This is a genomic window from Sphaerisporangium rubeum, from assembly GCF_014207705.1.
In the GTDB taxonomy this organism is placed as follows: domain Bacteria; phylum Actinomycetota; class Actinomycetes; order Streptosporangiales; family Streptosporangiaceae; genus Sphaerisporangium; species Sphaerisporangium rubeum.
Window position 1 is genome coordinate 6,588,206 of sequence record NZ_JACHIU010000001.1, and the last position, 23,947, is coordinate 6,612,152.

The window sequence follows — 23,947 nt, forward strand, 5'->3', positions numbered from 1 at the left end:
CTGCGATTTCACGGTTTCGAGACACGGATCATGACCTCTTGGACGACCGACACGGCGAGGTCTCCTGTCGGAGTGAACATCTGGCCGCGCGCGAGCCCGCGGGCCCCGCCTGACCAGGGTGACTCCTGCGCATAGAGCACCCAGTCGTCCACCCGGAGCGGCCGGTGGAACCACATGGCGTGGTCCAGCGAGGCGCCGGTCATGTCGGTGGCCCCCCACGCGAGCCCGTTGGCGAGCAGCACGGTGTCCACCAGCGTGTAGTCGGAGGCGTACGCGGCGAGCACCACGTGCAGCAGTGGATCGTCCGGCAGGTCGGCGTCGTAGCGGAACCACACCTGGGTGTGCGGGCTGCGCAGTGACGGGTCGGCGACGGCCTCCCACGTGAGCGGCGTGACGTAGCGGGAGTCGACGGGCCGGGGACGCGACAGCCACTCGCGCCACGGCTCCTTGTCGCCGACGGCGGCGCGCATGCGGTCCTGCCACAGCGGCAGCGTCTCGGGGGCCGGCACGTCCGGCATGACGGCCGCCTGGTGCGAGATGCCGTCCTCCGGTATGTGGAAGGACGCCGACATGGTGAAGATCGCCTTGCCGTGCTGGATGGCGGTGACCCTGCGGGTGGTGAACGACCGGCCGTCGCGTACGCGCTCGACGTTGTAGACGATCGGGATGGCGGGGTCGCCGGGCCTGATGAAGTAGGCGTGCAAGGAGTGGACCGCGCGGGCCACCGGGTCCGCGGGTACGGTGCGGCCCGCGGCGACGAGTGCCTGCGCCGCGACCTGGCCGCCGAAGACCCGCTGGATGCGCTCCTCGGGGCTACGGCCCCGGAAGATGTCGTTCTCGATCTGCTCCAGGTCGAGCAGGTCGAGAACCTCCTTGAGCGCCTCGTTCACGTGACTTCTCCTCCGCGGCAGATATTGAGCACGGCTTCGCCGTATCGCTCTAGTTTGACCCGGCCTATCCCCGCGATGGCCAGCAGGTCGTCCTCGGAGGTGGGGACGCGCTCGGCGAGCGCCTGGAGGGTGACGTCGGTGAACACCACGTAGGTCGGCACCTTGGCCTCCTTGGCCGCCGACGCGCGCCAGTCCTTGAGCCGTCCGAGCAGTTCGACGTCGAAGTCGGCCGGACAGGTGGCGCAGCGGCCGAGTTTCTGCTCGGTGGCGGCGGTGAGGGTCTTGGCGCAGACGCGGCAGTGGATCGCGGTGGCGGATCTGGACGGCACGGCGGCGCGCTCGCGGGACGCGGCCGGACGCGTGACGGGGCCGGCGCCGGTGAGACCGTCGAGGAAGCGGGACGGACGCCTGGCCTTGCGTCCGCCGGGTGAGCGCGCGAGGGCCCACGACAGGTGGAGGTGCTCGCGGGCCCGGGTGATGCCGACGTACAGCAGGCGCCGCTCCTCCTCGACCTGCTCGGGGGTCTCGGCGTAGACGATCGGGATCATGCCTTCGGTGAGCCCGACGAGGAACACGGCGTCCCATTCGAGGCCTTTGGCGGCGTGCAACGAGGCGAGCGTGACGCCGTCGATGGGTGGCGCGTGCTGCTCGGTGGCGCGGCGCTCCAGGTCGGCGACGAACCGCGGCAGGTCGCCGCCGGCCGCGGCGACGTCCTCGGCGAGGTCGGCGAGCGCGCGCAGCGACTCCCACTTCTCGCGAGCCGTGCCGCCACCCGGCGGCTCGGGGGTGAGCCCGATGCCGCCGAGGATGTCGTGGACGGTCCGCGCGAGCGGCTGGTCGTGGTTGGCGGAGCGCGCCGCGCCACGCAGCAGCACCACGGCCTGGCGCACCTCCGGCCGCTCGAAGAACCGCTCGGCGCCGCGCAGAAGGTACGGCACACCGGCCTTGGCGAACGCCTGCTCGTACGCCTCGGACTGCGCGTTGACGCGGTACAGCACGGCGATCTCGCGGCTCGGCACGCCGCGCGAGATCAGCTCCTTGGCGCGCCTCGCGACGAGCGTCGCCTCGGCGGCCTCGTCGTCGCACTCGGCGAACACCGGCTTCGGCCCTTCGGCGCGCTGCGCGACCAGTTCCATGCGGTGCGGACCGCGCGCGCGGGCCAGCACGCGGTTGGCGAGGTCCACGACCTGCGGGGTGGAGCGGTAGTCGCGCACCAGCTTGATCACGGTGGCGGACGGGTGCTCGACGGAGAAGTTGGTGAGGTAACGCGGGGTGGCGCCGCTGAAGGAGTAGATCGTCTGGTTGGGGTCGCCGACCACGCACAGGTCGTCGCGTCCGCCGAGCCAGGTGTCGAGCAGCAGCTTCTGCAGCGGGTTCACGTCCTGGTACTCGTCCACGACGAAGTAGCGGTACTGCTGCCGGATCTGCGCGGCCACCTCGCGGTGCTCGGTCATGACGGCCGCGGTGAGCTCCAGGATGGTCTCGAAGTCGACCAGGTGCCGCTCACGCCGCAGCGTCTCGTAGGCGTCGAACAGGTGGGCCACGTCGCTCGGCGGGATCGGCGGGGTGCGGCCGGCCTTGGCGGCGGCGGCCGGGTAGTCCTCCGGACCGACCTGGGTGACCTTGGCCCACTCGATCTCGGCGGCGACGTCACGCAGCTCGGCCCGCTCGGCGCCGCGGCGCAGCACACGCGCGGCCTCGATGAGGACCGGCAGCTTGGACTCGATGACCCGCGGCGGGTCGCCGCCGATGACGCGCGGCCAGAAATAGGTGAGCTGGCGCAGCGCCGCGGCGTGGAAGGTGCGGGCCTGCACGCCGTGCGCGCCGAGGGCCCGCAGGCGGTGCTTGAGCTCGCCGGCGGCCCGTGTGGTGAAGGTCACAGCGAGCACACTGTTCGCCTCGGCGACCCCGGTGCGTACCGCGTGCGCGATGCGGTGGGTGATGGCCCTGGTCTTGCCGGTGCCGGCCCCGGCGAGGACGCACACAGGGCCCCGCACCGCCTCGGCCACCTGACGCTGTTCCGGGTCGAGATCCGCGAGTGCGTCGTCGTGCCGCAAGTCGCCTCCTGGCATCCGATCGGGGCAGGTGTGCCATCATCCTTCCAGTAGCACGCGTCACACGTGGCTTCAGGCGTGCACAACGTAGGCGTTTTGCCCCACAATGGGGGACCATGATTGCGGGGAAGGGGATCGCAGGTGAGTAGATCGGTGACCGTGGGAGCGCTCGCTCTGGCCGCCGCACTCCTCATCCCGCTACCCGCGGAGGCCGAGCCGGCGCCGACGCCGAGCCCGAGTGTCAGCTCGCCGGCGCAACCGGACGTCCTGTCCTCGACGATCGTCCAGACCTTCTCCTACGGCAGGCACCGCCGCCAGCGCATGGACGTGTGGTGGCAGCCCGACGGCGCGCGCCGTCCCGCCGTGTTCCTGCTCCACGGCGGCTGGTGGAGCGGCGGCGACAAGAAGTACATGACCGCGGTCAGCCAGTCGTACGCCGCGCTCGGCTACACCGTCTTCAACGTCAACTACCGGCTGTCGCAGGACGCCGCGTGGCCCGCGCAGCGCGTCGACGCGCTCGACGCCATCGCCACGGCGCGCAGGCACGCGGCCCGGTTCTCCTTCGACCCGAGCCGTTACGTCGTCATCGGGTTCTCCGCCGGCGGCCACATCGCGACCGCCGTCGGCACCTACCGCGACGGGTTGCCGGGCCTGCGCGGCGTGGTCGGCATCTCTCCGGTGGTGTCCCCGCTCACGGCCTACTCCGACGGCGACGAAGGGGCCACCTACGAGCAGCGCAAGCTGCGCCAGTCGGCCATCGCGCTCGCCGGCGGCTGCCGTCCGACGGGAGCCTGCGCCAAGGTGTGGTCGAGCATGGAGGTGCCCTGGCACGCCAGCCGGCACGACGCGCCGGTGATGGCCGTGCACTCCTCCGATGAGTTCGTCCCCGCGTACCACAGCGAACTGCTGAAGGAGCAGCTCAACCAGGTGGGGGTGGCGATGAACATCAGGGTCGTCCCCGGCTTCTTCCACAGTTCCCCGCTGTACCGCGAGCCCGGTGTGGCCGAGGCCGTACAGGCCTGGGTGGGGGCCAAGGTCGCCCTGCCGACGCGGGCCGCGCTGAAGAAGCAGACCGCCGCCTCGGCGCCGGGCCGGTCCTTCGCCGGTCCGCACAAGGTCGACCCCCGCTGAGGCGGGAACATCGGCGCGGGCCGCGATGTTGCCTGTTGGTGCCAACGGTGCTCAGCGTGAAGGGAACAGCCTCCCCATGGCCCTCAAGGTGTACACCACGAGCTGGTGCGGTCCCTGCAAGCGGCTGAAGAGCCAGCTCACCCGGGAAGGCATCGCCTACGACGAGATCGACATCGAGGCGGACGCCGCCGCCGCGCGGTTCGTGATGAGCGTCAACGGCGGCAACCAGGTGGTCCCGACCGTCGTCCTGCCTGACGGAAGCGCGCTGACCAACCCGTCGGTCATCCAGCTGAAGGCCAGGCTCGCCGGCGCCGTGTGACCGTGCGGCCGGTCGTCACGCGTCGCCTGGCAGGTAGGAGCCGTACCACGTCTCGATGAGCCGGCGCGCGATCGAGACGCCGGGAGGCAGCCTGACGTCGCCGCTGTCGACGGCGGCGCCGAGCTCCTCGCGGGTGAGCCAGCGTGCCTCGGCGATCTCGTCGTGGTCGAGGACCAGCTCGGTGGAGACGGCCTCGGCGAAGAAGCCGAGCATCAGGCTCCGGGGGAACGGCCACGGCTGGCTGCCGAGGTAGCGAGGGGTGGCGACGGTCACGCCGACCTCTTCGAGCACCTCACGCGCGACGGCCTGTTCCAGGGACTCGCCGGGTTCGACGAACCCGGCGAGCACCGAGAGACGTCCCTCGGGCCATCGGGGGCCGCGCGCGAGCAGGCATCGGCCCGCACCGTCGTGCACGAGCATGATGACGGCCGGGTCGACCCTCGGGAAGTGCTGGCTGCCGTCGTCGGGGCACACGCGCATGTGGCCGCCGGCGACGACGGTGGTGCGCGCGCCGCACCGGGGGCAGTGCTCGTGGGTGGAGTGCCACGCCTCCAGCGCGACCGCGTTGACGAGCAGCCCCGCGTCGCGGTCGCCGAGCGCGGCGCCGGCCATTCGCAGGCCCTCGGCGGCGATGTCGGCCCAGTCGGGGACGTCCTGCACGGCCCCGGCGACCTCGGTGCCCTGCGGAAGCGGCGTGGAGGCAGGCAGTGTGGTGGGAAGCGGGGTGGTCACGGCGACCGCGAAGTAGGTGACGCCGTCGGTGTCCACGCCGAGGAGGTAGCGCTCACCCGGCGGGGTGTCGGCCGGGGACAGGAACACGAGCTCGGCGGCGCCGTTCCGCCGCCGGACCAGCGTGTGTCCGTCACCGATGAGCAGCACGCGGGTGGCCGGGTCGGCCCAGGCGGACTTGAGCCACGCCTCGTCCCCCCGGTGGACTCCCGACCTGTCGACGCCACCCCTGGCCAGGAGCAGCGGCCCCATCAGCACCTCGTTGTGCCGGTCGTCCACGCGCGCCTCCTCATACCGGCTGTCATCCTATTGCGCCGCCTGACGGCGGCTCTCCGGGGTGGACAGAGCTGGACAAGACAGGTGGTCTCCCCCCGTGCCACACACGAGATTTCCTCTGATTAGCATGTCCGGCAGCGAGGCGATCGGGAGGCGGCTACCATGCATCAGGTTGTTAGGTTAGCCTTACCTGCCTTCTGATCGGGAGGTGTCTCCGCGTGCGGCTCTACCTCACCGCGCTCAACCCGACCGACTCGGTGACCGGCGGGTTCCTGCCCGCGGCACGCACGCTCGGCCTGGACGTGACCCTCCTCACCGACCAGCCCGAGCGGTACGCCGAAGTGGAGGCCCTGCGCACGGACGTACGCGACGCGCGCGCGGTGATCGACACCATCGCGCGGCACCACCCCCCGGACGCGATCTTCTCCAACTCCGACCACATCCAGCCGGAGACCGCGCTCGCCGCCGCCTACTTCGGGCTGCCCGGCAAGGACTGGCGGGCCTGCCTGACCGCCAAGAACAAGTACCTCACCCGACGGGCCCTCGCCGCCGCCGGTGTGGAGCACGTGCGGACGGCGCTCGTCACGCCGGGGCAGCCGCCGCCGGACCTGCCGTACCCCGTCGTCGTCAAGCCCCGTGAAGGGGTGGCGAGCGAGGACGTGATGCTGGTGCGCGAACCCGGCGAGCTGCGGCGGGTCACGGCGGAGATAGCGGAACGGCGACCGGGGGCCGCGCTCGTCGCCGAGGAGTACCTGGCCGGGCCGCTGCACACCCTGGAGACGCTGGGGGACGGCGAGAACACGCGGGTGCTCGGGGGATTTCGCACGACGCTCGGGCCGTTGCCGTACTTCGTGGAGGAACGGCTCGACTGGGACCCCCGGCACGGGGACGACGCCGCGCACGTGCTGCGGGTCCTCGGCGCGGTCGGCGCGGGGTTCGGCGCCTGTCACACCGAGTACGTGCGCACCGCGGACGGGCCGCGGATCGTCGAGGTCAACTACCGGCTGATCGGCGACACCTGCGACTTCCTGCTCGCCGAGATCCTCGGGGTGCCGCTGTTCGAGCACGTGCTGCGGGTGCACCTCGGGGAACCGGCGCCTGACGTGCCGCCTGCCGTGACGCACGGGGCCGCGCTCAGCCTCGTCGCGCCGAGGTCCGGAGTGATCACCCGCACACCGGGGGACGTGGCCGAGACGATCGGCGCGGCCCGGCTGCGGCACCGGCCGCTGCGCGCCGCCGGGGACACCGTCGAGCTGACCAACACCAACCGCGACTACCTCGGTGTGGTGCGCGCCGTCGGGCCGGACGCCGCCGCGGTGGACGGCGCCATCGACGCCTTCCGCGCGAGGACCCCGTGGGTGGTGGAGTGACCACGGACGCCGAGAGGGAACTCGCGGGCCGGGTGCTCGAAGCGCTGCTGCGGGAGGACTACGGCGGGCTGGCCGGCCGGGTGACCAGGTCCGCCGACGGTGTGGAGCTCGTGCTGCCGGCCGGCCGCCGGGTGCGGCTGCGGCCCGGCGGGCTGTTCCAGGACTTCACGGTGGCGACCGGCGCGGCGCCGCCGCTGGACGAGGTGCTCGCCACGGTCGCCGGACTGGCCGGGCCGAGCGGCGCGGACCGGGCCGCGGCGTTCGCCGAGGAGTGCCTGGCCGCCGTGCGCGCGCGTGACCTGCACGACGCGCACCGGGACGAGGTGCTGGCGCGGCTGCGCGCGCAGGGGCCTGACACGTCGATCGCTCGCGAGACGCTGGCGGCGTTCCTCGACCACCCCGTGCACCCCACGTCGCGCGCGCGGCCGGGGCTGACCGGCGAGCAGCTCACCGCGTACGCGCCGGAGTTCGCGCCGAGCTTCACGCTGTGCTGGGTGCGCGTGCCGCGTGACCGGGTCGCCGCGCACGGCGAGGAGCCGCACTGGTGGCCGGGACCCGGCCTGTTCCCCGTGCATCCGCTCGCGTCGGCCGAGGCGCTGCGCGTCCCAGGTGTGGAGGACGCCGGGGACGTCCCGCCGGTGACCGTGCGGCCCACGCTGTCGATGCGGACGGTCGAGGTGGACCCGCGCACCCATCTGAAGCTGCCGTTGCCGACGAGCACGCTCGGCGCGCGCAACCGCCGGTCCATCAAACCCGGCACGCTCGCGGACGGCGCGCGGGCCGAGACGTTGCTGCGTGAGGTGCTGGCCCGCGAACCCGGCCTGCCGGTGCTGGTCGCCGACGAGCAGACGTACGCCGACGGGGGCCACGAGTACCTCGGGTGGATGGTGCGGCGGCTGCCGGACGGCGACATCGTGCCGGTCGCGTCGCTGCTCGCGCCGTCCCCCCGCGACCGGCCCCGGGTGCTCGACGAGGTGGCGGCACGGTACCGCGGCGGGGACGTGCGGAGGCTGCTGGCCGATTACCTGAAGGTGCTGCTGGAGTGGAACGTCACGCTCTTCGTGCGGTACGGCGTCGCGCTGGAGGCGCACCAGCAGAACCTCGCGCTGGTGTTCGGTCCTGACGGCTCCGTGCGGCTGCTGGTGAAGGACAACGACGGGCTGCTGTGCTCCCCGGGCCTGCTGACCGGCGCGGGCCTGCCGGTGCCGCCGTTCGCCGACCGGCGGATGACCTGCGACGACCCGCACCGGCTCGCCGACGTGTTCGTCACCATCACGCTGCGCCTCGCCGCGGCGGCGGTGGCGTTCGGCGCGGGCCACGGCGACCTGGTGGCCGAGGCGCTCGCCGCCGCGCTCGCCGCGCACGGCGACCACCCGATGGCCCGCCTGCTGCGGGCCCGCACCCTGGACGCGGCCCGGCTGACCGGCAAGGCGATGGTCGGCGCGGGGACCCTGCTCGACCGGTCGCTGGTCGCCGCCGACGTCAACAAGCACTACGGCGCCACCGGCCCCAACTACCTGCGTCACCACCTGAACGGAGAGGCGGCCCGATGAGCGGCGTCGCGATCGAACCCCAGGCGGCAGCGGTCGCCGAGCGGGTCTCCACTCCTGATCCCGGGTCCGACCCCGGCGGGTTCGCCGAGGAGGCGGCGCTCGCGGCGTTGCTTCGGTGCTGCGTGCGCGAGGTCGCCGGGCCGCGTGGCCACGTCACCACCGAGGGGGCCCATCTGGTGTTCCGGCTGGCGGACCGGCCGATCCGGGTCCCGGTGTCCGGTGGCCTGGCCCTGCGCCTCGACGGCCCGCCGGTACTGCGGGACGGCGGCGCGTGGCGGCCCCTCACGCTGGAACGGCTGGTGCGGCTGGTGCGGGACGAGCTGAGCGCACCGGGGAACGGGGACGCCAACGACGAGTTCGCCGGCCAGGTGCTCGGCAGCCGCGCGGCGGTCGCGGCGATCGTCCGCGCGCGGACCGGGACGGCGGCGCCGCGCGACGAGTGGCTGGCGTCGGAGCAGTCGCTGGTGACCGGCCACCCGTTCCATCCCTCGCCGAAGGCGCGCGGCGGTCAGGGGTGGCTGCGGTACGCGCCGGAGGCGCACGCGCGGTTCCCGCTGCGGCTGCTCGGCGTGCGGGACGACGTGGCCGCCGCCGGCGGGGACGCCGCGGTGCTCGACGGTCTCGGCGCCGCGCCACCGGGGTACACGCTGCTGCCGGCGCATCCCTGGCAGCTCGAACTGTTGCGTGCCGACCTGGCCGGGCCGCTCGCCGACGGCCGCCTGGTGGACCTCGGCGAGACCGGCGGGCCCGCCGTGCCGACATCCTCGGTGCGCACGGTGTACGAGCCGGGGATCGGCCGGTGCCTGAAGTTCAGCCTGGACGTGCGGATCACCAACTGCGTGCGCAAGAACGCCTGGTACGAACTGCCGGCGTCCGCCGAGCTCAGCACCCGTCTCGATCCGGTGTTCGCCGCGCTCACGGCACGCTTTCCTGGTACCCGCTGGCTGCGCGAGCCGGGATGGCGCTCGGCGTCGCTCGGCACGCGGCTGGTCGAGGGCCTCAGTGTGATCGTCCGCGACTCCCCCCGGCGGGTCACGGGGCCCGGTGTGACGCCGGTGGTCGCCGGGGCCCTCGCCGCTCCCTTCGCGGGCCACGGCCCGCGCACGCAGGCGGCGCTGCTGCGCATGCGGGCCGAGCCGGTGGCCTGGTGGTCGGCGTACGTGGACCAGGTCGCGCCGCCGGTGCTCGAGGCGTACCTGCGGCACGGCGTGGTGCTGGAGCCGCACCTGCAGAACGTGCTCACCGGGCTGGACGGCGACGGCATGCCGGTGCGCGCGGTGTTCCGCGACCTGGAAGGCACCAAGCTGGTCGCGGGACGGCACGACGTGAGCGGGCTGCCGGAACGGGTCGCCGAGGCGTGCGTCTACGACGCCGCGCGCGGGTGGGACCGCGTCGTGTACTGCCTCATGGTGAACCACCTGCCTGAGGTCGCCGCCACGGTGGCCGCCACCGCCGCCGGGGAGAGACCGGCCGCCACCGGGCTGCTGCGTGAGCTGTGGTCCGTCGCGCACGACCGGCTCACCCGGTACGCCGGGCCGCGACCACAGGCGCGGCTCGCCGGGCTGCTGGCCGGCGAGCCGCTGCCGGCCAAGGCCAACCTGTCGGTGCGGTGGGCCCGGTCCGCCGACCGGGACGCCGCCTACGTGCCGGTGACGAACCCGTTCGCGGAGGTGACGCGGTGATCCTGCCTGAGCGGGTGCGTGAACGCGCGCGAGAGCTGGCCGGGGACCTGCCGGCGTACGTCTACGACCTCGCGGGGCTCGACGCGCACGCGGCGGCGGTACGGCCGGCGCTGGCCGACGTGGAGGTGTACTACGCGGTCAAGGCCAACCCCGACGCCGCGCTGCTGCGCACGCTCGCTCCGCACGTGGACGGCTTCGAGGTGAGCTCAGGCGGTGAGGCGGCCCACGTGCGCGCGGTGCTCCCCGGAGCGCGGCTCGCGTTCGGCGGGCCCGGCAAGACCGACGCCGAGCTGGCCGTCCCCGTGCACCGCGTCCATGTGGAGAGCCCCGGCGAGCTGCGCCGCCTCCTCGCCACCGGACGACCGGCCGATGTGCTGCTGCGGGTCAACCTGGACGTTTCTGTGGACGGCGCGTCGCTCGCGATGGGAGGTGGCGCGACACCGTTCGGCATGGACCCCGGTGGGGTCGCCGAGTGTCTTGAGCTGCTGCGCCGGCAGAAACAGGTGCGATGGCACGGGTTCCACGCGCACCTGGCGAGCGGCCTCGACGCGCCGGAACTGCTGCGCCTGGCCGGTGCCGTGCTGGACTTCGCCAGGGGGCACGGCGCGCGTGAGGTGAACGTCGGCGGCGGCATGGCGGTGCCGTACCGGCGGCCGGACGAACGGTTCGACTGGGACGCCTACGGCAAGGGCCTCACGGCGCTGCGCTCCCCCGGCGAGACGCTGCGTGTGGAGCCCGGCAGAGCGCTCACGGCGTACTGCGGCTGGTACCTGACCCGGGTGCTCGACGTGAAGCGCGTGCACGGCGAGGTGTTCGCCGTGGTCACCGGCGGCACGCACCATCTGCGCACGCCGGTGGCCAAGGGACACGACCAGCCGTTCGCGGTGCTCCCCACCGGGGAGGGGCCCGGCGCCGAGGACGAGCCGGTGACCCTGGTGGGTCAGCTCTGCACACCCAAGGACGTCCTCGCGCGCCGGGTCGTCACCACAGTGCGGCCGGGGGACGTCGTGGTGTTCGGCATGGCAGGCGCGTACGCCTGGACCATCTCGCACCACGACTTCCTGATGCACCCGAAACCCGGTTTCCACTACCTGCGCTGAGCCCGCGTCACTCCGGCAGGCCGAGATCGCCGGCGATCTTGCCGGTCATCAGGTCGCGGCCCTTGACGTCGGCGATGATCTCATCCCCGACGACGCCTTCCACGCCGGGGAACTGACCCGCGCCACGGCGTGGCCCGACCGGCACCGCGATGGCCGGTGGGATCGGCACGTACGGCTGCTCCTCGCCGTCGCCGGTGACGGCGGCGCGGATGTTCGCCGCGACCGCCTCGGCCATCCGGCCGGCGTGCGCCGCCGTGGGACGGTTGCCGGCCACGATGTCGCCGACGGCGTACACGGACTCCTGGCCCGCGACACGCAGCTGCGGCGTCACCTCGACGCGGCCCTCGGCGGTGCGCGCCGCCACGAGGTCCCCGGCCAGGTAGTCGGTGACGGGCCACACGCCGTAGCAGCGGAACCAGATGTCGGCGGTGATCTTGTCGCCGTCCCCGGTGGGGAGGGTGAAGGTCCTGAGGGTGCCGGGCTCCACCGAGGGCTGCTCGGCGAGCCTGCCGCCGAGCAGCAGCTCGACCCCCAGCTCGTCGAGGTGGCGGCGCAGCGTGGCGCGCAGCTCCGGCATGAAGGGGCCCGGCAGGATGTCGTCGCCGAGTTCGGCGATGACGACGTGCTTGTCCGGCCAGACCTCCTTGATCTCACCGGCCAGCTCGATGCCGACCGGTCCTGAGCCGAGCAGCAGCACACGGTCCGCGGCGGCGAGCGCCTCGTGCGAGGAGCGGAACAGCGCGTGCGCCTCGTCGGTGTCGAGGAGCCCCGCCTTGCCGGGGAAGGAGTACCGCGAACCGGTGGCCAGCACGATGTGGTCCGGGGTGAGCTCCTCACCCGAGCCGAGCACGACCCGGCCGCTCTCCACGGCGACGGCGCGGTCGCGTACCACCCGGCCGTGGGTCAGCAGCTTGTCGTACGGCAGGTAGACCTTGGTGAGCCAGGAAGGGTCGACCAGTGCGCGCAGTGCCGCGATGCTGTGCTCGAAGGACTGCTTGGGTTCGACGAGCACGACCTCGGCCACGTCGTCGAGCTGCTTGGCGACGGTGATGCCGCCGTACCCGCCGCCGATCACGGCCACCATGGGCCTGCGTGCGGAGTCGCTCATTTGGGGCTCCCGTTTCTTGGGTTGACATTGCGGATCACGACGGGCCGGTCAGAAGGACAGCGTGTGCAGGCGGCTCAGCGTGGGGCCGATCGCCTGCTCCTCGAAGTCGAGGTGCGCGAGGAGGTGGTCGCTCAGTTCGGTGAGCGCCTCGACGAGGTCGCGCCGGCTCGCGGCGGACTCCTCGGTGAGCCGGCCGGTCACCGCCTCGGTCCGGTCGAGGAGATCGGCGACCTTCCTGTGGTCGGCCTCCAGCCTGTCGACGGTGTCCGACAGGCCCGGGTCGGCCCGGCGCAGCGCGGGGAACAGCGCGCTGCTCTCCAGGCTGTGGTGGTGGTGGACGACCCGGCAGTACCTCAGGCAGTTGACCTTGAGCTGCCACAGCGGGCCGCCGGTCCGCAGCGCGCGGACCGCGGCGCCGATCTCGTCCACCGGCGCACCGGCGGCGGCCTGCTCGGCGAGCCCGCGTACGGACCGCAGGTCCGCGCGGATCATGTCGTGGACCCACTTCAGCTCGGCGAGCAGCGGCCCGTCGACCCCCTCGTCCACGTGTCCCGTTTCCGTCATGCCGTTGAAGCTAGCATATCATTGAAGTCTGTCAACTATTGAGTTTCATGGGTAGTTGACCATGGCCATCCATTGAGCGACTGGTATGGTATAAGGCATGACGCCAGTATCAGCGCGGGACCTGAGGACCATCGACCGGCTCGGGATGCTTCTGGCGCAGCACGGCACCACCACCAGCGCACGCATCCGCCAGGCGCTGACCCTCCCCGGGCTCCCGCTCCGGCACGCCATGACCCTGATGCACCTGTCCGACGGGCCCATAGGGCAGCGCACGCTCATCGAGACGCTCGCCGTCGACCCCAGCGTGCTCGTCGCGATACTCAACGACCTGGAAGGGGACGGCCTGGTCGAGCGGCGCCGCGACCCCGCCGACCGGCGCCGGCACATCGTGGAGATCACCTCCAAAGGGGCCGAGATGATGACCCAGGTCGACCTCGCGCTCGCCAACGTCGAAAGCGAGCTCTTCGGCGGCCTCGACGCCGACGACCTCGCTCACCTGCGCCGCATCCTCGACCGCATCAAGGACAACACCGGCGCCGGCCCCTGCACCGGGGAGGAGTGAGGCCAGGCGCACGCGCCGTCACAGCACGGCCTGTGTGCCAGGTGGACGCGTCGTGCGGCGGCTATCCGGTTCCGTGCGCCGCGAGGCGCGCCGCGCGCATCGTGAGGTAGTCGCGTTCCGCCGCGCTCGTGGTACGGCTCGCGGCCTCGCGGTAGTCGGCGACCGCGGCCTCGCCCTCGCCGGTCATCTCCAGCAGGTGCGCGCGTGCCGCGTAGAAGCGGTGGCTGCCGGCCAGACGGCCCTCCAGGCTGCGCAGCATCGCAAGACCGGTCGCGGGACCATTGGCCATCGCGGCGGCCACGGCCCGGTTCAACGAGACCATCGGGTTGTCCGACATGCGTTCCAGCAGTCCGTACAGCGCGAGGATCTGCGGCCAGTCGGTCGCCTCCGCCGACGGCGCCTCGTCGTGCAGCGCCGCGATCGCCGCCTGGAGCTGGTACGGCCCGGCGGCGCCACGGCCGAGCGCCTCGGTGACCAGCGCCACGCCTTCCGCGATGACGGCGGCGTCCCACAGGCTCCTGTCCTGCTCGTCCAGCGGGATCGGTGTGCCGTGGCCGTCGGCGCGCGCGGGACGGCGCGCGTCGGTCAGCAGCATCAGCGCGAGCAGCCCCGCCACCTCGGGGTCGTCGGGAAGCTCGCGCCGGAGCGTCCTCGCCAGGCGGATCGCCTCGCGGCCCAGCTCCACGCGGTACAGCGCGGAGCCGGCGCTGCCGACGTACCCCTCGTTGAAGATCAGATAGAGCACGTGCAGCACGGACGCCAGCCGCCGCGCGCGCTCCTGCGGGCCAGGCATGGCGAACGGCACACCGGAGGCCTTGACGCGCTGCTTGGCCCTGCTGACGCGCTGCGCCATCGTGGCCTCCGGCACGAGGAACGCGCGCGCGATCTCGGCCGTGGTCAGGCCCCCCACCGAGCGCAGCGTGAGCGCGATCGCCGAAGCCGGGGTCAGCGCCGGGTGACAGCACAGGAACAGCGTGATCAGTGTGTCGTCGCGGCCCGCCGGGTCCGGCTCGTCGGCGGCCGGAGCGCGGTCCCACGTCGCCACCCGCTCCTCGCGCAGGCGGCGCGCCTCGTCGCGGCGGGTCTGCTCGATCATCCGCCGGTACGCGACCTGGATCAGCCAGCCGCGCGGGTTGCCCGGCACGCCGTCGCGCGGCCACTGGTCCAAGGCGTCGAGCAGCGCCTCCTGCACGGCGTCCTCGGCGGCGGCGAAGTCGGCGAACCGGCGGGTCAGCACGCCGACGACCTGCGGCACCAAGGGGCGCAGCAGGTCGTCGAGGGAGCGGCCGTCCAGGTCACGCCTCCCGCGGCGACGGGCCGTCCATGATCTGCCGCAGCTGGATCGGCATGTTCAGCGGCTTGCCGCCGGGGCCCGGGGCCGCGGAGACGTACGCGGCGATCTCGACCGCGCGTTCCTCGGTCTCGACATCGATGATCCAGTAGCCGACGAGGAACTCCTTGGTCTCGGGGAACGGCCCGTCGGTGACGACCGGCGCGCCGCCGTCCCCGCTGCGGACGATCTTGGCGCGGCCGGGGTCGGCGAGACCCTGCGCGTCCACGAACTCGCCGTCCTCGATGAGCTTGTGGTTCGTGGCACCCATGAACGCGATGTGCGCACGCACCTCGTCCTCGGTCCAGGTGGTGATCGGCGGAAGCTCGCTGTCGGCGCCGAACTGCATCAGCATCATGTATTTCATCGTTCTCATCCTGACCTGTTCGCGGGTGCCTCTGTGCGGCGCCCTCTCACCATCAGGTAGAAACCGGCCCCGCTCTTCTCGACATGCCGCGAGAATTCTTCTCAAGATTTTTCCCCGCGACTCCGCCGGGTGGCACGACGCGTCGGTTGTCCCGGTCCAGGATCGCTGAACCGGCCCTCCCCGGTGTCCGTACCCCTTCACGGGTGAGCGTGGTACGGCGCCATCCCGCCTCGCACGAAAGGGCTCTCCGCTTGTCGTTCTTCACCGGCCACCAGCGACCGCCGTCCCCCCTCGGCGAGGACGACCAGATGGCGAGCGGGTCCTCAGGGCCAGGACGTGGCAGGTGGGTCGTGCGGACCCTCGTCACCGTCCTCGCCTTCGTGCTGGTGCTCTTCGCGCTCGCGGCGCCGGACGAGCTCGCGGACCTCGAACCTCTGGCGTTCCTGCGCATCCCGGTGGAGGGACTGCTCGGCGTGGCCGTCCTGCTTGTGCTGCCAGGACGCGCGCGGCGGGTCGCGGCGGTGCTCGGCGGCGTGGTGCTCGGGCTGCTCGCCGTGCTGAAGGTCTTCGACATCGGGTTCTCCTCGGTGCTGAGGCGGCCGTTCGACCCGCTGCACGACTGGAGTTTCGTGGCGGCCGCCGTGGAGTTCCTCGACGGGTCGGCGGGCCGTGCGGCCGCGATCGGCGCCTCGGCCGCCGCCGTCGCGCTCGCCGTCGCCGTCCTTGCCGGCATGGTCTGGTCGGCCCTGCGGCTGACCCACGTCGCCGTACGGCACGGCGCCGCCACCACCGGAGCCGTCGCCGTCCTCGGCGTCACCTGGGTCGTGTGCACACTCATCGGTGCGCAGATCGTCCCCGATGTCCCCGTCGCGACGCTCGCGAGCGGCCGTGTCATGCAGATCCGCGCGACCCTGCTCGACCAGAAGGTCTTCGCCAAGCAGATCGCCGAGGACCCCTACCACGACGCTCCCGCCGACCGTCTCCTCACGGCCCTGCGCGGCAAGGACGTCGTCCTCGCCTTCGTCGAGAGCTACGGCCGCTCCGCCATCACCGACCCCACCTACGCGAGCGAGGTGGGTCCCCTCCTCGCCGCCGGCACCCGCCGCCTCGACGCCGCCGGCTTCTCGTCCCGCAGCGCCTACCTCACCTCCCCCACCTCAGGCGGCGGAAGCTGGCTCGCGCACAGCACTTTGCTGTCCGGCCTGTGGGTGAACAGCCAGCAGCGCTACGAGGCCCTGGTACGAACCGGCCGCCTCACCCTGAACCGCGCCTTCCAGCGCGCCGGCTGGCGCACCGTAGGCGTCATGCCCGGTGTCACCCGCGACTGGCCCGAAGGAAAGTTCTTCGGCTACGACCACGTCTACACCGCACAGACCCTCGGCTACCGCGGCCCCCGCTACAACTGGGGCACCATGCCCGACCAGTACACCCTGAACACCTTCCAGCAAAAGGAACGCGCCACCCCACCAGCACACGACGAACGCACCACCCCACCCCGCCGTCCCGTGATGGCCGAGATCCCCCTGGTCTCCAGCCACGCTCCCTGGGCCCCCGTCCCCACCCTGACCGACTGGCCCGGCGTCGGCGACGGCTCGACCTTCAAGGTCACCGGCGACTCCCCCGACCAGGTCTGGCAGGACCCCTCCCGCGTCCGCACCGAGTACGGCCGCGCGCTGCGCTACTCCCTGAACACCCTGATCAGCTACGTCGAGACCTACGGCGACGACAACCTGGTCGTCATCTTCCTCGGCGACCACCAACCGGCCCCCGTCATCACCGGCGAGACCGACGACCACGCCGTCCCCATCACCCTCATAGCCCGCGACCCCGCAGTCATCCACCAGACCGACCCCTGGCACTGGCTCCCCGGCCTCTCCCCCACCCCCACCGCCCCCACCTGGCCCATGAACACCTTCCGCGACCACTTCCTCACCACCTTCAGCCCCACCCTCAACCCGACCCACCTCAAGGCCCACCCGGCCCGGTGACGGTCAGCGGTCCTCAGGGAGGAGGGGGACGGATTCGATGAGGCGGGTCAGGGAGTCGGCGTCGAGGAGGTCTACGGGGCGGATGGTTTCGTTGGAGCGGACGTAGTGGAAGGCGGCGCCTACTTTGGACAGGGGGACGGAGGCCAGGTGGGACCAGGCGAGGCGGTAGGCGGCTAGTTGGATTGAGGCGGTTTGGGCTGCTTTGCCGCGGGGGCGGTGGCCGGTTTTCCAGTCGACTATGACATAGGTGTCTTCTTCTTTGAAGACGGCGTCCATGCGGCCGCGGATCAGGCGGTCGGCGATCATGGTTTCGAAGGGGATCTCCAGGTCCAGGGGTCGTTTGGTGGACCATTCGCTCCGCTCGAAGCGCGTCTGGAGTTCGGCGAGGTCGGCGTCGGCGTCGGTCAGGTCGTCCGAGGCGCCGGGGAGTGAGAGGTCGTCGATCAGGCGTTGTTGTTGCCAGCGGCCTTCCAGCCAGCGGTGGAAGGCGGTGCCGCGGCGGGCCAGGGGGGCCGGTCGGTTCGGGAGGGGACGGCGGATCTGGCGGGCCAGGGCCGAGGGGTCGGCGGCGAGGGTGACCAGGGACGAGACGGTGAGGCGGGAGGGGAGCTCGACCACGGTGCGGGGGGTTCTGGTGGACTGGTCGCGTTCGCGGAGGAGGAGTTCGGTGTCGCGGGCCCAGGCGCGGAGGCGGTCGCGGTCCCAGTCCTTCAGGGGGGGCTGGTCGAGGGGGAGGGGGTCTTCTGTGCCGTTGACGGCGTCGAGGACGAGGGCCGCGCCGGCGCGTACGGCGTCGTGGCGGTCTCCTTCGGGCTCGACGGGCCACTCGGCGGCGGCGGGCTCGACGAGCAAGGGGTTCACGGCGTCTTCCGCCAGGTCGGGGGCCCAGCGGGCCACCTGGCCGCAGGTCTCGGCGATCTCTTGCAGGAATTCCGAGGGGTCCAGGGGACGGGAGGCGGTGCCCCAGCGGTAACCGCTGGCGATGAGCAGGTAGTGCGCGCGGGTCACGGCGACGTACGCGAGGCGGCGTTCCTCAAGCAGGTCGCGTGCGCGGCACAGTTCCTCGAAGGCGGTGAGGTCGTCCTTCTCCAGGCCGGTCAGCTCGGGGAGGTCGGAGTGGTCGCCGCGCAGGGGGTACGGCAGTTTGCGGGGGTTGTCGGTCCAGCGGGAGTTGGTCACGGGGGTGGCGGGGAAGACGCTGCCTTTGGCGAGGGAACCCTGTTTGGTGGTCGTCTGGGACAGGCCGGGGATGATCACGACCGGCCACTCCAGGCCCTTGGAGGCGTGGACGGTCATCAGTTTCACGCTGTTGGTCTCGCCGACCCGGCCGGCCTCCAGGCCGAACTCCTCTGTCTCGGCGGCCTCCAGGTAGGCGAGGAACGCGCCGAGCGTCGGGTCCTCGGCGTCGCCGGCGAAACGGGACGCGGCGTCGAGGAAGGCGTCGAGGTCGGCACGTGCGGTCAGCGGGCCGCCGCCGCGTGCGGCCACCTCGATGTCGAGACCGGTGCGGCGTTCGATCTCGGTGATCAGGTCGGGGAGCGGCTGGCCGGCGTGCGCGCGCAGCAGCCGCAGCTCCTGCGCGTACCGAGGCAGCCTGGCGCGGGCCAGCGGTGAGAAGCGGTCCAGCAGTTCCGGACGGTCCGGCAGCTCGTCGAGCGCGTCCACGAGGCTGCCGCGCTCCTGCGCCATGTCGGCGACGACCTGCTCCAACGGGTCGTCGGGGACGGGACCCGCACGCTCGGCCACGGTCAGCTCGCGGGCCAGGTCGCCGAGGGCCTTGAGGTCGGCGGGGCCGATGCGCCAGCGCGGCCCGGCGAGCAGCCGCACCAGCGAGTCGCCGGCGCCGGCGTCGTACAGCACGCGCAGCGTGGCGACCACGTCGGCGACCTCAGGCACGGTGAGCAGGCCGCCGAGCCCGACCACCTCGACCGGGACGCCACGGGACGCGAGCGCGCGCCGCAGCACGGGGAACTGCGCGCGTCTGCGCGCGAGGATCGCGATGTCCTGCGGCTGGACGGCGGTCACGCCGCCGAAGACGCCGGCCCGCAGCTTGTCGCGCAGTTTGTCGCGTTCGCCGTCCCCCCACGGCAGCCCGTCGGGGGCCAACTCGGTGCCGAGGAGGCCGACGACGCCGTCGGCGATCCACTCGGCCTCGTCGTCGGCGGTCTCGTGGAACGCCGCCACCACCCGGCCGCGGCCGGCGCGGTTCTCACCTGGCACCAGGACCGGCACCTCGCGGGACTGCTCGCGCAGCGGCGCCTGGACCCGGGCCGCGACGTGCAGCACGCCTTCGCCGTTGCGGAAGCTGACCGACAGGCGGCGCACGGCGGCGGGCTCACCGGTGGCGCGCGCGAAGTCGGTGGTGAAACGGTTGAGGTTGCCGGACGACGCGCCACGCCAGCCGTAGATGGACTGGCAGGGGTCGCCGACGGCGGTCACCGGGTGGCCGCCGCCGAACAGCGCGCGCAGCAGCACGAGCTGCGCGTGGCTGGTGTCCTGGTACTCGTCGAGCAGCACCACGGAGAACCGGCCCCGCTCGACGGCCCCCACCTCGGGGTGCCGGTCGGCGATGCGCGCGGCGAGCGCCATCTGGTCGCCGTAGTCGATGACCTCGCGCCGTCGTTTGTACGCCTGGTACGCCTCGACCAGAGGCAGGAACTGCTCGCGGATCTCCTGGACGCGCACGGGCCTGCGCTGCGCGAGGGTGACGCGGCCGGTCAGCGCGCCGAGGCGCTGGTCGAGCCACTGACCGACCTCGCGTACGTCCGCGGGGGTGCGCAGGTGCTCCGACAGCTCACCCGCCAGCTCCAGGACGGCGGCGGTGACCGACGGCGGCGCGAGGTCCACCATGTCCATCGGCCCGTCGTAGCCGCCGACCACCCGGGACGCCATCTGCCAGGCCACGGCCGGGCTGACCAGGCGCATGGTCGGCTCCATGGCCTCGCGCACCGCGTGGTCGGTGACCAGCCGCGCGGCGTACGCGTGGTAGGTGGACACACTGGGCTCGGCTTCGAGCAGTTCGGCGGGGGCCCGGTCGGTCTCGGCGAGCTGCGTGAGGCGCTTGCGCACCCGCGCGGCGAGCTCGGCGGCGGCCTTGCGGGTGAACGTGAGGCCGAGCACACGTTCCGGCCGCACGAAGCCGTTGGCGACCAGCCACACCACACGTCCCGCCATGGTCTCGCTCTTGCCGGACCCGGCACCCGCGATCACGACCATCGGTTCGAGCGGCGCCTCGATCACCTCGGCCTGCTCCGGCGTCGGCGGCGGGATCTTCAGCAGCTCCGCCAGCTCGTCCGCGCCGATCAGCGCGGGCCGGTCCCCGAGGGGTGAGGCCTGCTCCTCCGCTCCGGTGCTCCCTAGCACACCTGGTTCCCCGCGTCGTTGACCGGACAGCTCGCGCGCGCGGCGCACGTGCGGCAGCCGTCGTTGACCTGCGCCTTGAAGACCCCGGCCGCCATGCCGGTGGCGACGTCGCGCACCATGGTCTCGGCCCACTCCGGCTGGGGGTCGTCGGCCAGCGCCGGCTGCTGCTGCTCGCGTGGCTCCTTGCCGGCGGCCTTGCCGACCTGGACGAGCGCGGCGCCTCCCGGCTCGGTGAGACCGTGGCGCTCGAAGGCGCCGAGGAGCGCGGCGAGCTGGTAGACGCCGAGCTGGGGGTGGCGAGCGAGGTCGCCGTCGGAGGGTTTGGTGCCGCCGGTCTTGATGTCGATGATGACGGCGCGGCCCTCGCCGTCGCGCTCCACGCGGTCGACCCGGCCGCGGATCTGCACACCGTCGGACAGGACGGCCGTGAAGGACTCCTCGACGCCGACCAGCTCGCGCGGGTTCCCCTCGTGCCAGGTGAGGAACCGGCCGACCATCTGCTCGGCCACCACCCGCTGCCTGCGGTTGAACCACACGCCGCCGAAGTCCAGCTCGTCCCACACCTCGTCGAGCCGCTTGCCGAGGTCGTCGGCGGCCCCGCCGGTGGTGGCGAGCGCCGCGAGCGCGTGGATGACGCTGCCGAGGCTGCGGGACACGTCGGTGCCGGACGCGCCGACCGCCGTCTCCAGCAGCCACCGCAGGCCGCACTTGCTGAAGTTCTCCACCGCGGACGGCGAGATGCGCACGATGTTCTCCGGCCAGGTCAGCGGCCGGTCGTCCGACAGCGGCGTGAGCGCGTACCACTCGTCGGGGTGGGCCCCCGGCACGCCGGCACGCGCCAGGCGGGCCAGGTGACCGGCGGCGGCGCGGCGCAGCCGGTCGGGACGCGCCGCGTCGCACACCGCGGCCCGCAGCTCGGCCACCAGCGCGGCCATGCTGAGCCACCTGGCGCGCTCGTCGACCGCGGCCTCCTCGATCGCGCCGGGAAGCAGCTCGGACAGGAAACGCGAGGGCCGCTCGTCGGTGTCCTCGCCGCCGACCGCCGTGACGACCAGGCGGCGGCGCGCGCGGGTGGCGGCGACGTAGAACAGGCGCCGTTCCTCGGCCAGCAGCTTGGACGACAGCGCGGCGGACGCGGCGTCGGCGGCACCCGGCGCGGCGCCGTGCGCGGCCTCCACGAGCTCGTCGACGCCGAGCAGCGAGCCGCGCAGCCGCAGGTCGGGCCACACGCCTTCCTGGACACCCGCGACCACCACGACGTCCCACTCCAGGCCCTTGGCGCGGTGCGCGGTGAGGATGCGCACGGCCTCGGCGTCGGGTGCGTGCGCGGCCAGGGTGTTGGCGGGGATCTCCTGCGACGCGAGGTCGTCGAGGAAGACGCGGGGGCCGGCGTGCGGCAGGCGGTCCACGAAACGCGAGGCGTGGTCGAACAGCGTCATCACGGCGTCGAGGTCGCGATCGGCCTGCGCGCCGCGGTACCCGCCGGTGATGCTGGCGTCGGTCCACCGGTCGGCGAGCCCGGAGGCCTGCCAGATGTCCCACAGCGCCTCCTCGGGGGAGACACCTGCGCGCACGGCCTCGCGTGCCACGGAGACCAGCGTGGCGACCCGCTCGGCGGGGACGGCGATGTGCGGCTCGACCGGCACCAGCACCGACGGGTCGCGCAGCGCGGTGACCAGCAACTCGTCCGCCGTGCGCGGCGGCGCGCCGTCCCCGTCGGACGTGGCTTCGAGCTCGGCGGCGCGCAGCGCGCGGCGCAGGCGGCGCACCCCGATGGCGTCGGTGCCGCCGAACGGGCCGGTGAGCAGTTCCTCGGCGGTCGCGACGTCCAGCGTCTCGGGGCTCACGGCCACCCGCAGGACGGCGACCAGCGGCCGGACGCCGGGCTCCTGCGCGAGCGGCACCTCGTCGCCGTTGACGAGGACCGGCACACCGGCGGCGATGAGCGCGCGGCGCAGCATCGGGACCTGGAGCTTGGCGGAGCGCACGAGCACCGCCATGCGCGACCACGGGACGTTCTCCAGCAGGTGGGCCCGGCGCAGCGTGTCGGCGACGACGGCGGCCTCCTGGGTCTCGCTGTCGGCGAGCATGACCCGGACCTCACCGGGGTCGGCGTCGTCCACGGACGTCAGGCCCCGGTGGTCCTCGCCGCTGAAACGCCGCGCGACCCTGCCGCTCGCGGTACCGGAGCCGTTCGCGGCGCCGGGACCCGGCTTGCCTGAACCGTTCGCGCCACCGGAAGCGGCGTCACCTGAGCCGTTGACACCGTCGCCGTCCGCGCCGTCCTGGCCGGGTGCGTCCAGCCAGTCCAGCCCGTCCCAGTCGAGCACGCCGGCCGCCGAAGGGCTCGGCTCCGGGGTGAGGGACGGCATGGGGGGGACGGGGAGGCGCGCGGCGACGCGGCGGGACGCGGCGAGCAGGTCGGGGCCGCTGCGGCGGCAGACGCGCAGCGCCACCACGGGGGCCTCCTGGCCGCCGGTGGTGCGGAAACGGCGGGGGAAGTCGAGGATGCCGCGCACGTCGGCGCCACGGAAACCGTAGATCGACTGGTCGGGGTCGCCGACGGCGATCAGGTCGCGGCCGTCCCCCGCGAGGTGGTGGAGCAGGGCCTCCTGCGCGGGGTCGGTGTCCTGGTACTCGTCCACGTACACCACGTCGTACGCCGCGCGCTCGCGCCGCCGCACCTCGCTGCCGGCCAGCAAAGCCACGGCGGCGCGGATCAGCTCGGCGTAGTCGAGGGTCGGGGTGGGGTCCAGGTCGAAACGGTCGGCGTAGCGGTGCGCGAAACGGCCCGCCGCCTCCCAGTCCTTGCGCGAGTGGGCCCGGCCGAGCCGCACGAGGTCGTCGCCGTCCAGGCCGCGCTCGGCGGCCCTGGCGAGCAGGTCGCGCAACTCCTCGGCGAACGCGCGGGTCTTCAGCGGGTCGCGCATGGGGGACGGCCAGTCGGCCGCGCCGTCCTCGACCTCGCCGCGCAGCAGGCGGCGGATCTCCAGGAGCTGCTCGGGCCCGGTCAGCAGGCGCGGCGGCTGCTCCCCCGCGAGCACGGCCTCGCGGCGCAGCAACGCGTAGGCGTACGCGTGGAAGGTGAGCGCCAGCGGCGTTTTCGTGGTGCGCCGCATACGCGCGGTGATACGCTCGCGCAGCTCCTGGGCCGCCTTGCGGCTGAAGGTCAGCACGAGCACACGCTCGGGGTCGCCGCCGCGGCGCTCCACCCGGTCGACGACGCTCTCGACGATCGTGGTGGTCTTGCCGGTGCCGGGGCCCGCCAGCACGAGCAGCGGGCCACCCTCGTGAGCCACCACCGCACGCTGGTGCTCGTCGAGCACCGGAGGCGACATGCGCCCCGTCGCTCCCCGGCGCACCAGCCGGTAGGTCTGACCACTCACAGCACGCTATTCCACCAGACCACACCCGAAGATCGTGCCGACTCCGGCCGTCCGGCGCGTCACGAGTCTCCCGCCGAGGCCGTTTGATCGGGTTTTGGCCCCGCGGGCCGCGCACGCTTTGGACCTGTCTCCGCCGTGGACGACGCTGCGAACATGCCGTGTGACGAGCGGAAAC

17 protein-coding genes are annotated in these 23,947 nt (G+C 73.0%); 8 read left to right on the forward strand and 9 right to left on the reverse strand.

Annotated features, from left to right (window positions below):
• Window positions 1-8 precede the first annotated feature (8 nt).
• Window positions 9-890 (reverse strand): acyl-CoA thioesterase domain-containing protein, encoded by an 882-nt coding sequence (locus BJ992_RS27795; RefSeq protein WP_184985980.1) that lies wholly within the window; start codon window positions 888-890, stop codon window positions 9-11.
• Window positions 887-2,947 (reverse strand): ATP-dependent DNA helicase UvrD2, encoded by a 2,061-nt coding sequence (locus BJ992_RS27800; RefSeq protein ID WP_246496797.1) that lies wholly within the window; start codon window positions 2,945-2,947, stop codon window positions 887-889. Before BJ992_RS27800 ends, BJ992_RS27795 begins: the two co-directional genes overlap by 4 nt.
• A gap of 138 nt (window positions 2,948-3,085) precedes the next feature.
• On the opposite strand from BJ992_RS27800, the gene BJ992_RS27805 reads away from it, so the two are divergent.
• Both BJ992_RS27805 and BJ992_RS27810 read left to right on the forward strand, forming a co-directional pair.
• The gene (locus tag BJ992_RS27805) at window positions 3,086-4,075 is read left to right on the forward strand and encodes an alpha/beta hydrolase (protein WP_343072886.1); all 990 of its coding nucleotides are present in this window, start codon (window positions 3,086-3,088) and stop codon (window positions 4,073-4,075) included.
• Between the two features lie 76 nt (window positions 4,076-4,151).
• Window positions 4,152-4,394, forward strand: coding sequence for a mycoredoxin (locus BJ992_RS27810; protein ID WP_184985984.1), 243 nt, complete (start codon window positions 4,152-4,154; stop codon window positions 4,392-4,394).
• Window positions 4,395-4,409: 15 nt separating this feature from the next.
• Here BJ992_RS27810 and nudC read toward each other — a convergent pair whose 3' ends face one another.
• Entirely contained in the window at window positions 4,410-5,375 is a 966-nt protein-coding gene (gene nudC, locus BJ992_RS27815) for an NAD(+) diphosphatase (protein WP_184989145.1), read from the reverse strand.
• 242 nt (window positions 5,376-5,617) lie between these two features.
• Between nudC and BJ992_RS27820 the strand changes: the two genes are divergently transcribed.
• Genes BJ992_RS27820 through BJ992_RS27835 form a run of 4 tightly spaced genes read left to right on the forward strand, consistent with a single transcriptional unit; the run spans window position 5,618 to window position 11,104 of the window.
• Window positions 5,618-6,769 carry an ATP-grasp domain-containing protein gene (locus BJ992_RS27820; protein WP_184985986.1) on the forward strand — a complete coding sequence of 384 codons (1,152 nt, stop codon included), beginning with the start codon at window positions 5,618-5,620 and terminating at the stop codon, window positions 6,767-6,769.
• Window positions 6,766-8,322, forward strand: coding sequence for an IucA/IucC family protein (locus tag BJ992_RS27825; RefSeq protein WP_184985988.1), 1,557 nt, complete (start codon window positions 6,766-6,768; stop codon window positions 8,320-8,322). Before BJ992_RS27820 ends, BJ992_RS27825 begins: the two co-directional genes overlap by 4 nt.
• Complete coding sequence (locus tag BJ992_RS27830; RefSeq protein WP_184985990.1) at window positions 8,319-10,004, forward strand: IucA/IucC family protein; 1,686 nt, start codon at window positions 8,319-8,321, stop codon at window positions 10,002-10,004. The genes BJ992_RS27825 and BJ992_RS27830 overlap by 4 nt, the downstream gene beginning before the upstream one ends.
• A complete protein-coding gene (locus BJ992_RS27835; protein ID WP_343072887.1) occupies window positions 10,001-11,104 on the forward strand; it encodes a type III PLP-dependent enzyme in 1,104 nt (367 codons plus the stop codon). Before BJ992_RS27830 ends, BJ992_RS27835 begins: the two co-directional genes overlap by 4 nt.
• A gap of 7 nt (window positions 11,105-11,111) precedes the next feature.
• Here BJ992_RS27835 and BJ992_RS27840 read toward each other — a convergent pair whose 3' ends face one another.
• Window positions 11,112-12,212, reverse strand: a complete 1,101-nt coding sequence (locus BJ992_RS27840) for an NAD(P)/FAD-dependent oxidoreductase (RefSeq protein ID WP_184985992.1) — start codon at window positions 12,210-12,212, stop codon at window positions 11,112-11,114.
• A 48-nt stretch (window positions 12,213-12,260) separates the two neighbouring features.
• Window positions 12,261-12,776 carry a hemerythrin domain-containing protein gene (locus BJ992_RS27845; RefSeq protein ID WP_184985995.1) on the reverse strand — a complete coding sequence of 172 codons (516 nt, stop codon included), beginning with the start codon at window positions 12,774-12,776 and terminating at the stop codon, window positions 12,261-12,263.
• Between the two features lie 97 nt (window positions 12,777-12,873).
• Here BJ992_RS27845 and BJ992_RS27850 point away from each other — a divergent pair, with 97 nt between their 5' ends.
• A complete protein-coding gene (locus BJ992_RS27850; protein WP_184985997.1) occupies window positions 12,874-13,338 on the forward strand; it encodes a MarR family winged helix-turn-helix transcriptional regulator in 465 nt (154 codons plus the stop codon).
• 61 nt (window positions 13,339-13,399) lie between these two features.
• On the opposite strand, the gene BJ992_RS27855 is transcribed toward BJ992_RS27850, so the two are convergent.
• Together BJ992_RS27855 and BJ992_RS27860 are read right to left on the reverse strand one after the other, a co-directional pair.
• Window positions 13,400-14,632: an RNA polymerase sigma factor gene (locus BJ992_RS27855; protein ID WP_184989152.1), complete on the reverse strand. Its 1,233-nt coding sequence runs from the start codon at window positions 14,630-14,632 to the stop codon at window positions 13,400-13,402.
• Between the two features lies 1 nt (window position 14,633).
• Complete coding sequence (locus BJ992_RS27860) at window positions 14,634-15,035, reverse strand: YciI family protein (protein WP_184985999.1); 402 nt, start codon at window positions 15,033-15,035, stop codon at window positions 14,634-14,636.
• 203 nt (window positions 15,036-15,238) lie between these two features.
• On the opposite strand from BJ992_RS27860, the gene BJ992_RS27865 reads away from it, so the two are divergent.
• Window positions 15,239-17,023 carry a sulfatase-like hydrolase/transferase gene (locus BJ992_RS27865; protein ID WP_221475010.1) on the forward strand — a complete coding sequence of 595 codons (1,785 nt, stop codon included), beginning with the start codon at window positions 15,239-15,241 and terminating at the stop codon, window positions 17,021-17,023.
• Window positions 17,024-17,026: 3 nt separating this feature from the next.
• On the opposite strand, the gene BJ992_RS27870 is transcribed toward BJ992_RS27865, so the two are convergent.
• On the reverse strand, window positions 17,027-20,329 hold the full coding sequence (locus BJ992_RS27870; RefSeq protein WP_184989157.1) for an ATP-dependent helicase: 3,303 nt from the start codon (window positions 20,327-20,329) through the stop codon (window positions 17,027-17,029).
• A 50-nt stretch (window positions 20,330-20,379) separates the two neighbouring features.
• Window positions 20,380-23,724: an ATP-dependent helicase gene (locus tag BJ992_RS27875; protein ID WP_246497625.1), complete on the reverse strand. Its 3,345-nt coding sequence runs from the start codon at window positions 23,722-23,724 to the stop codon at window positions 20,380-20,382.
• Between the last annotated feature and the right edge of the window lie 223 nt (window positions 23,725-23,947).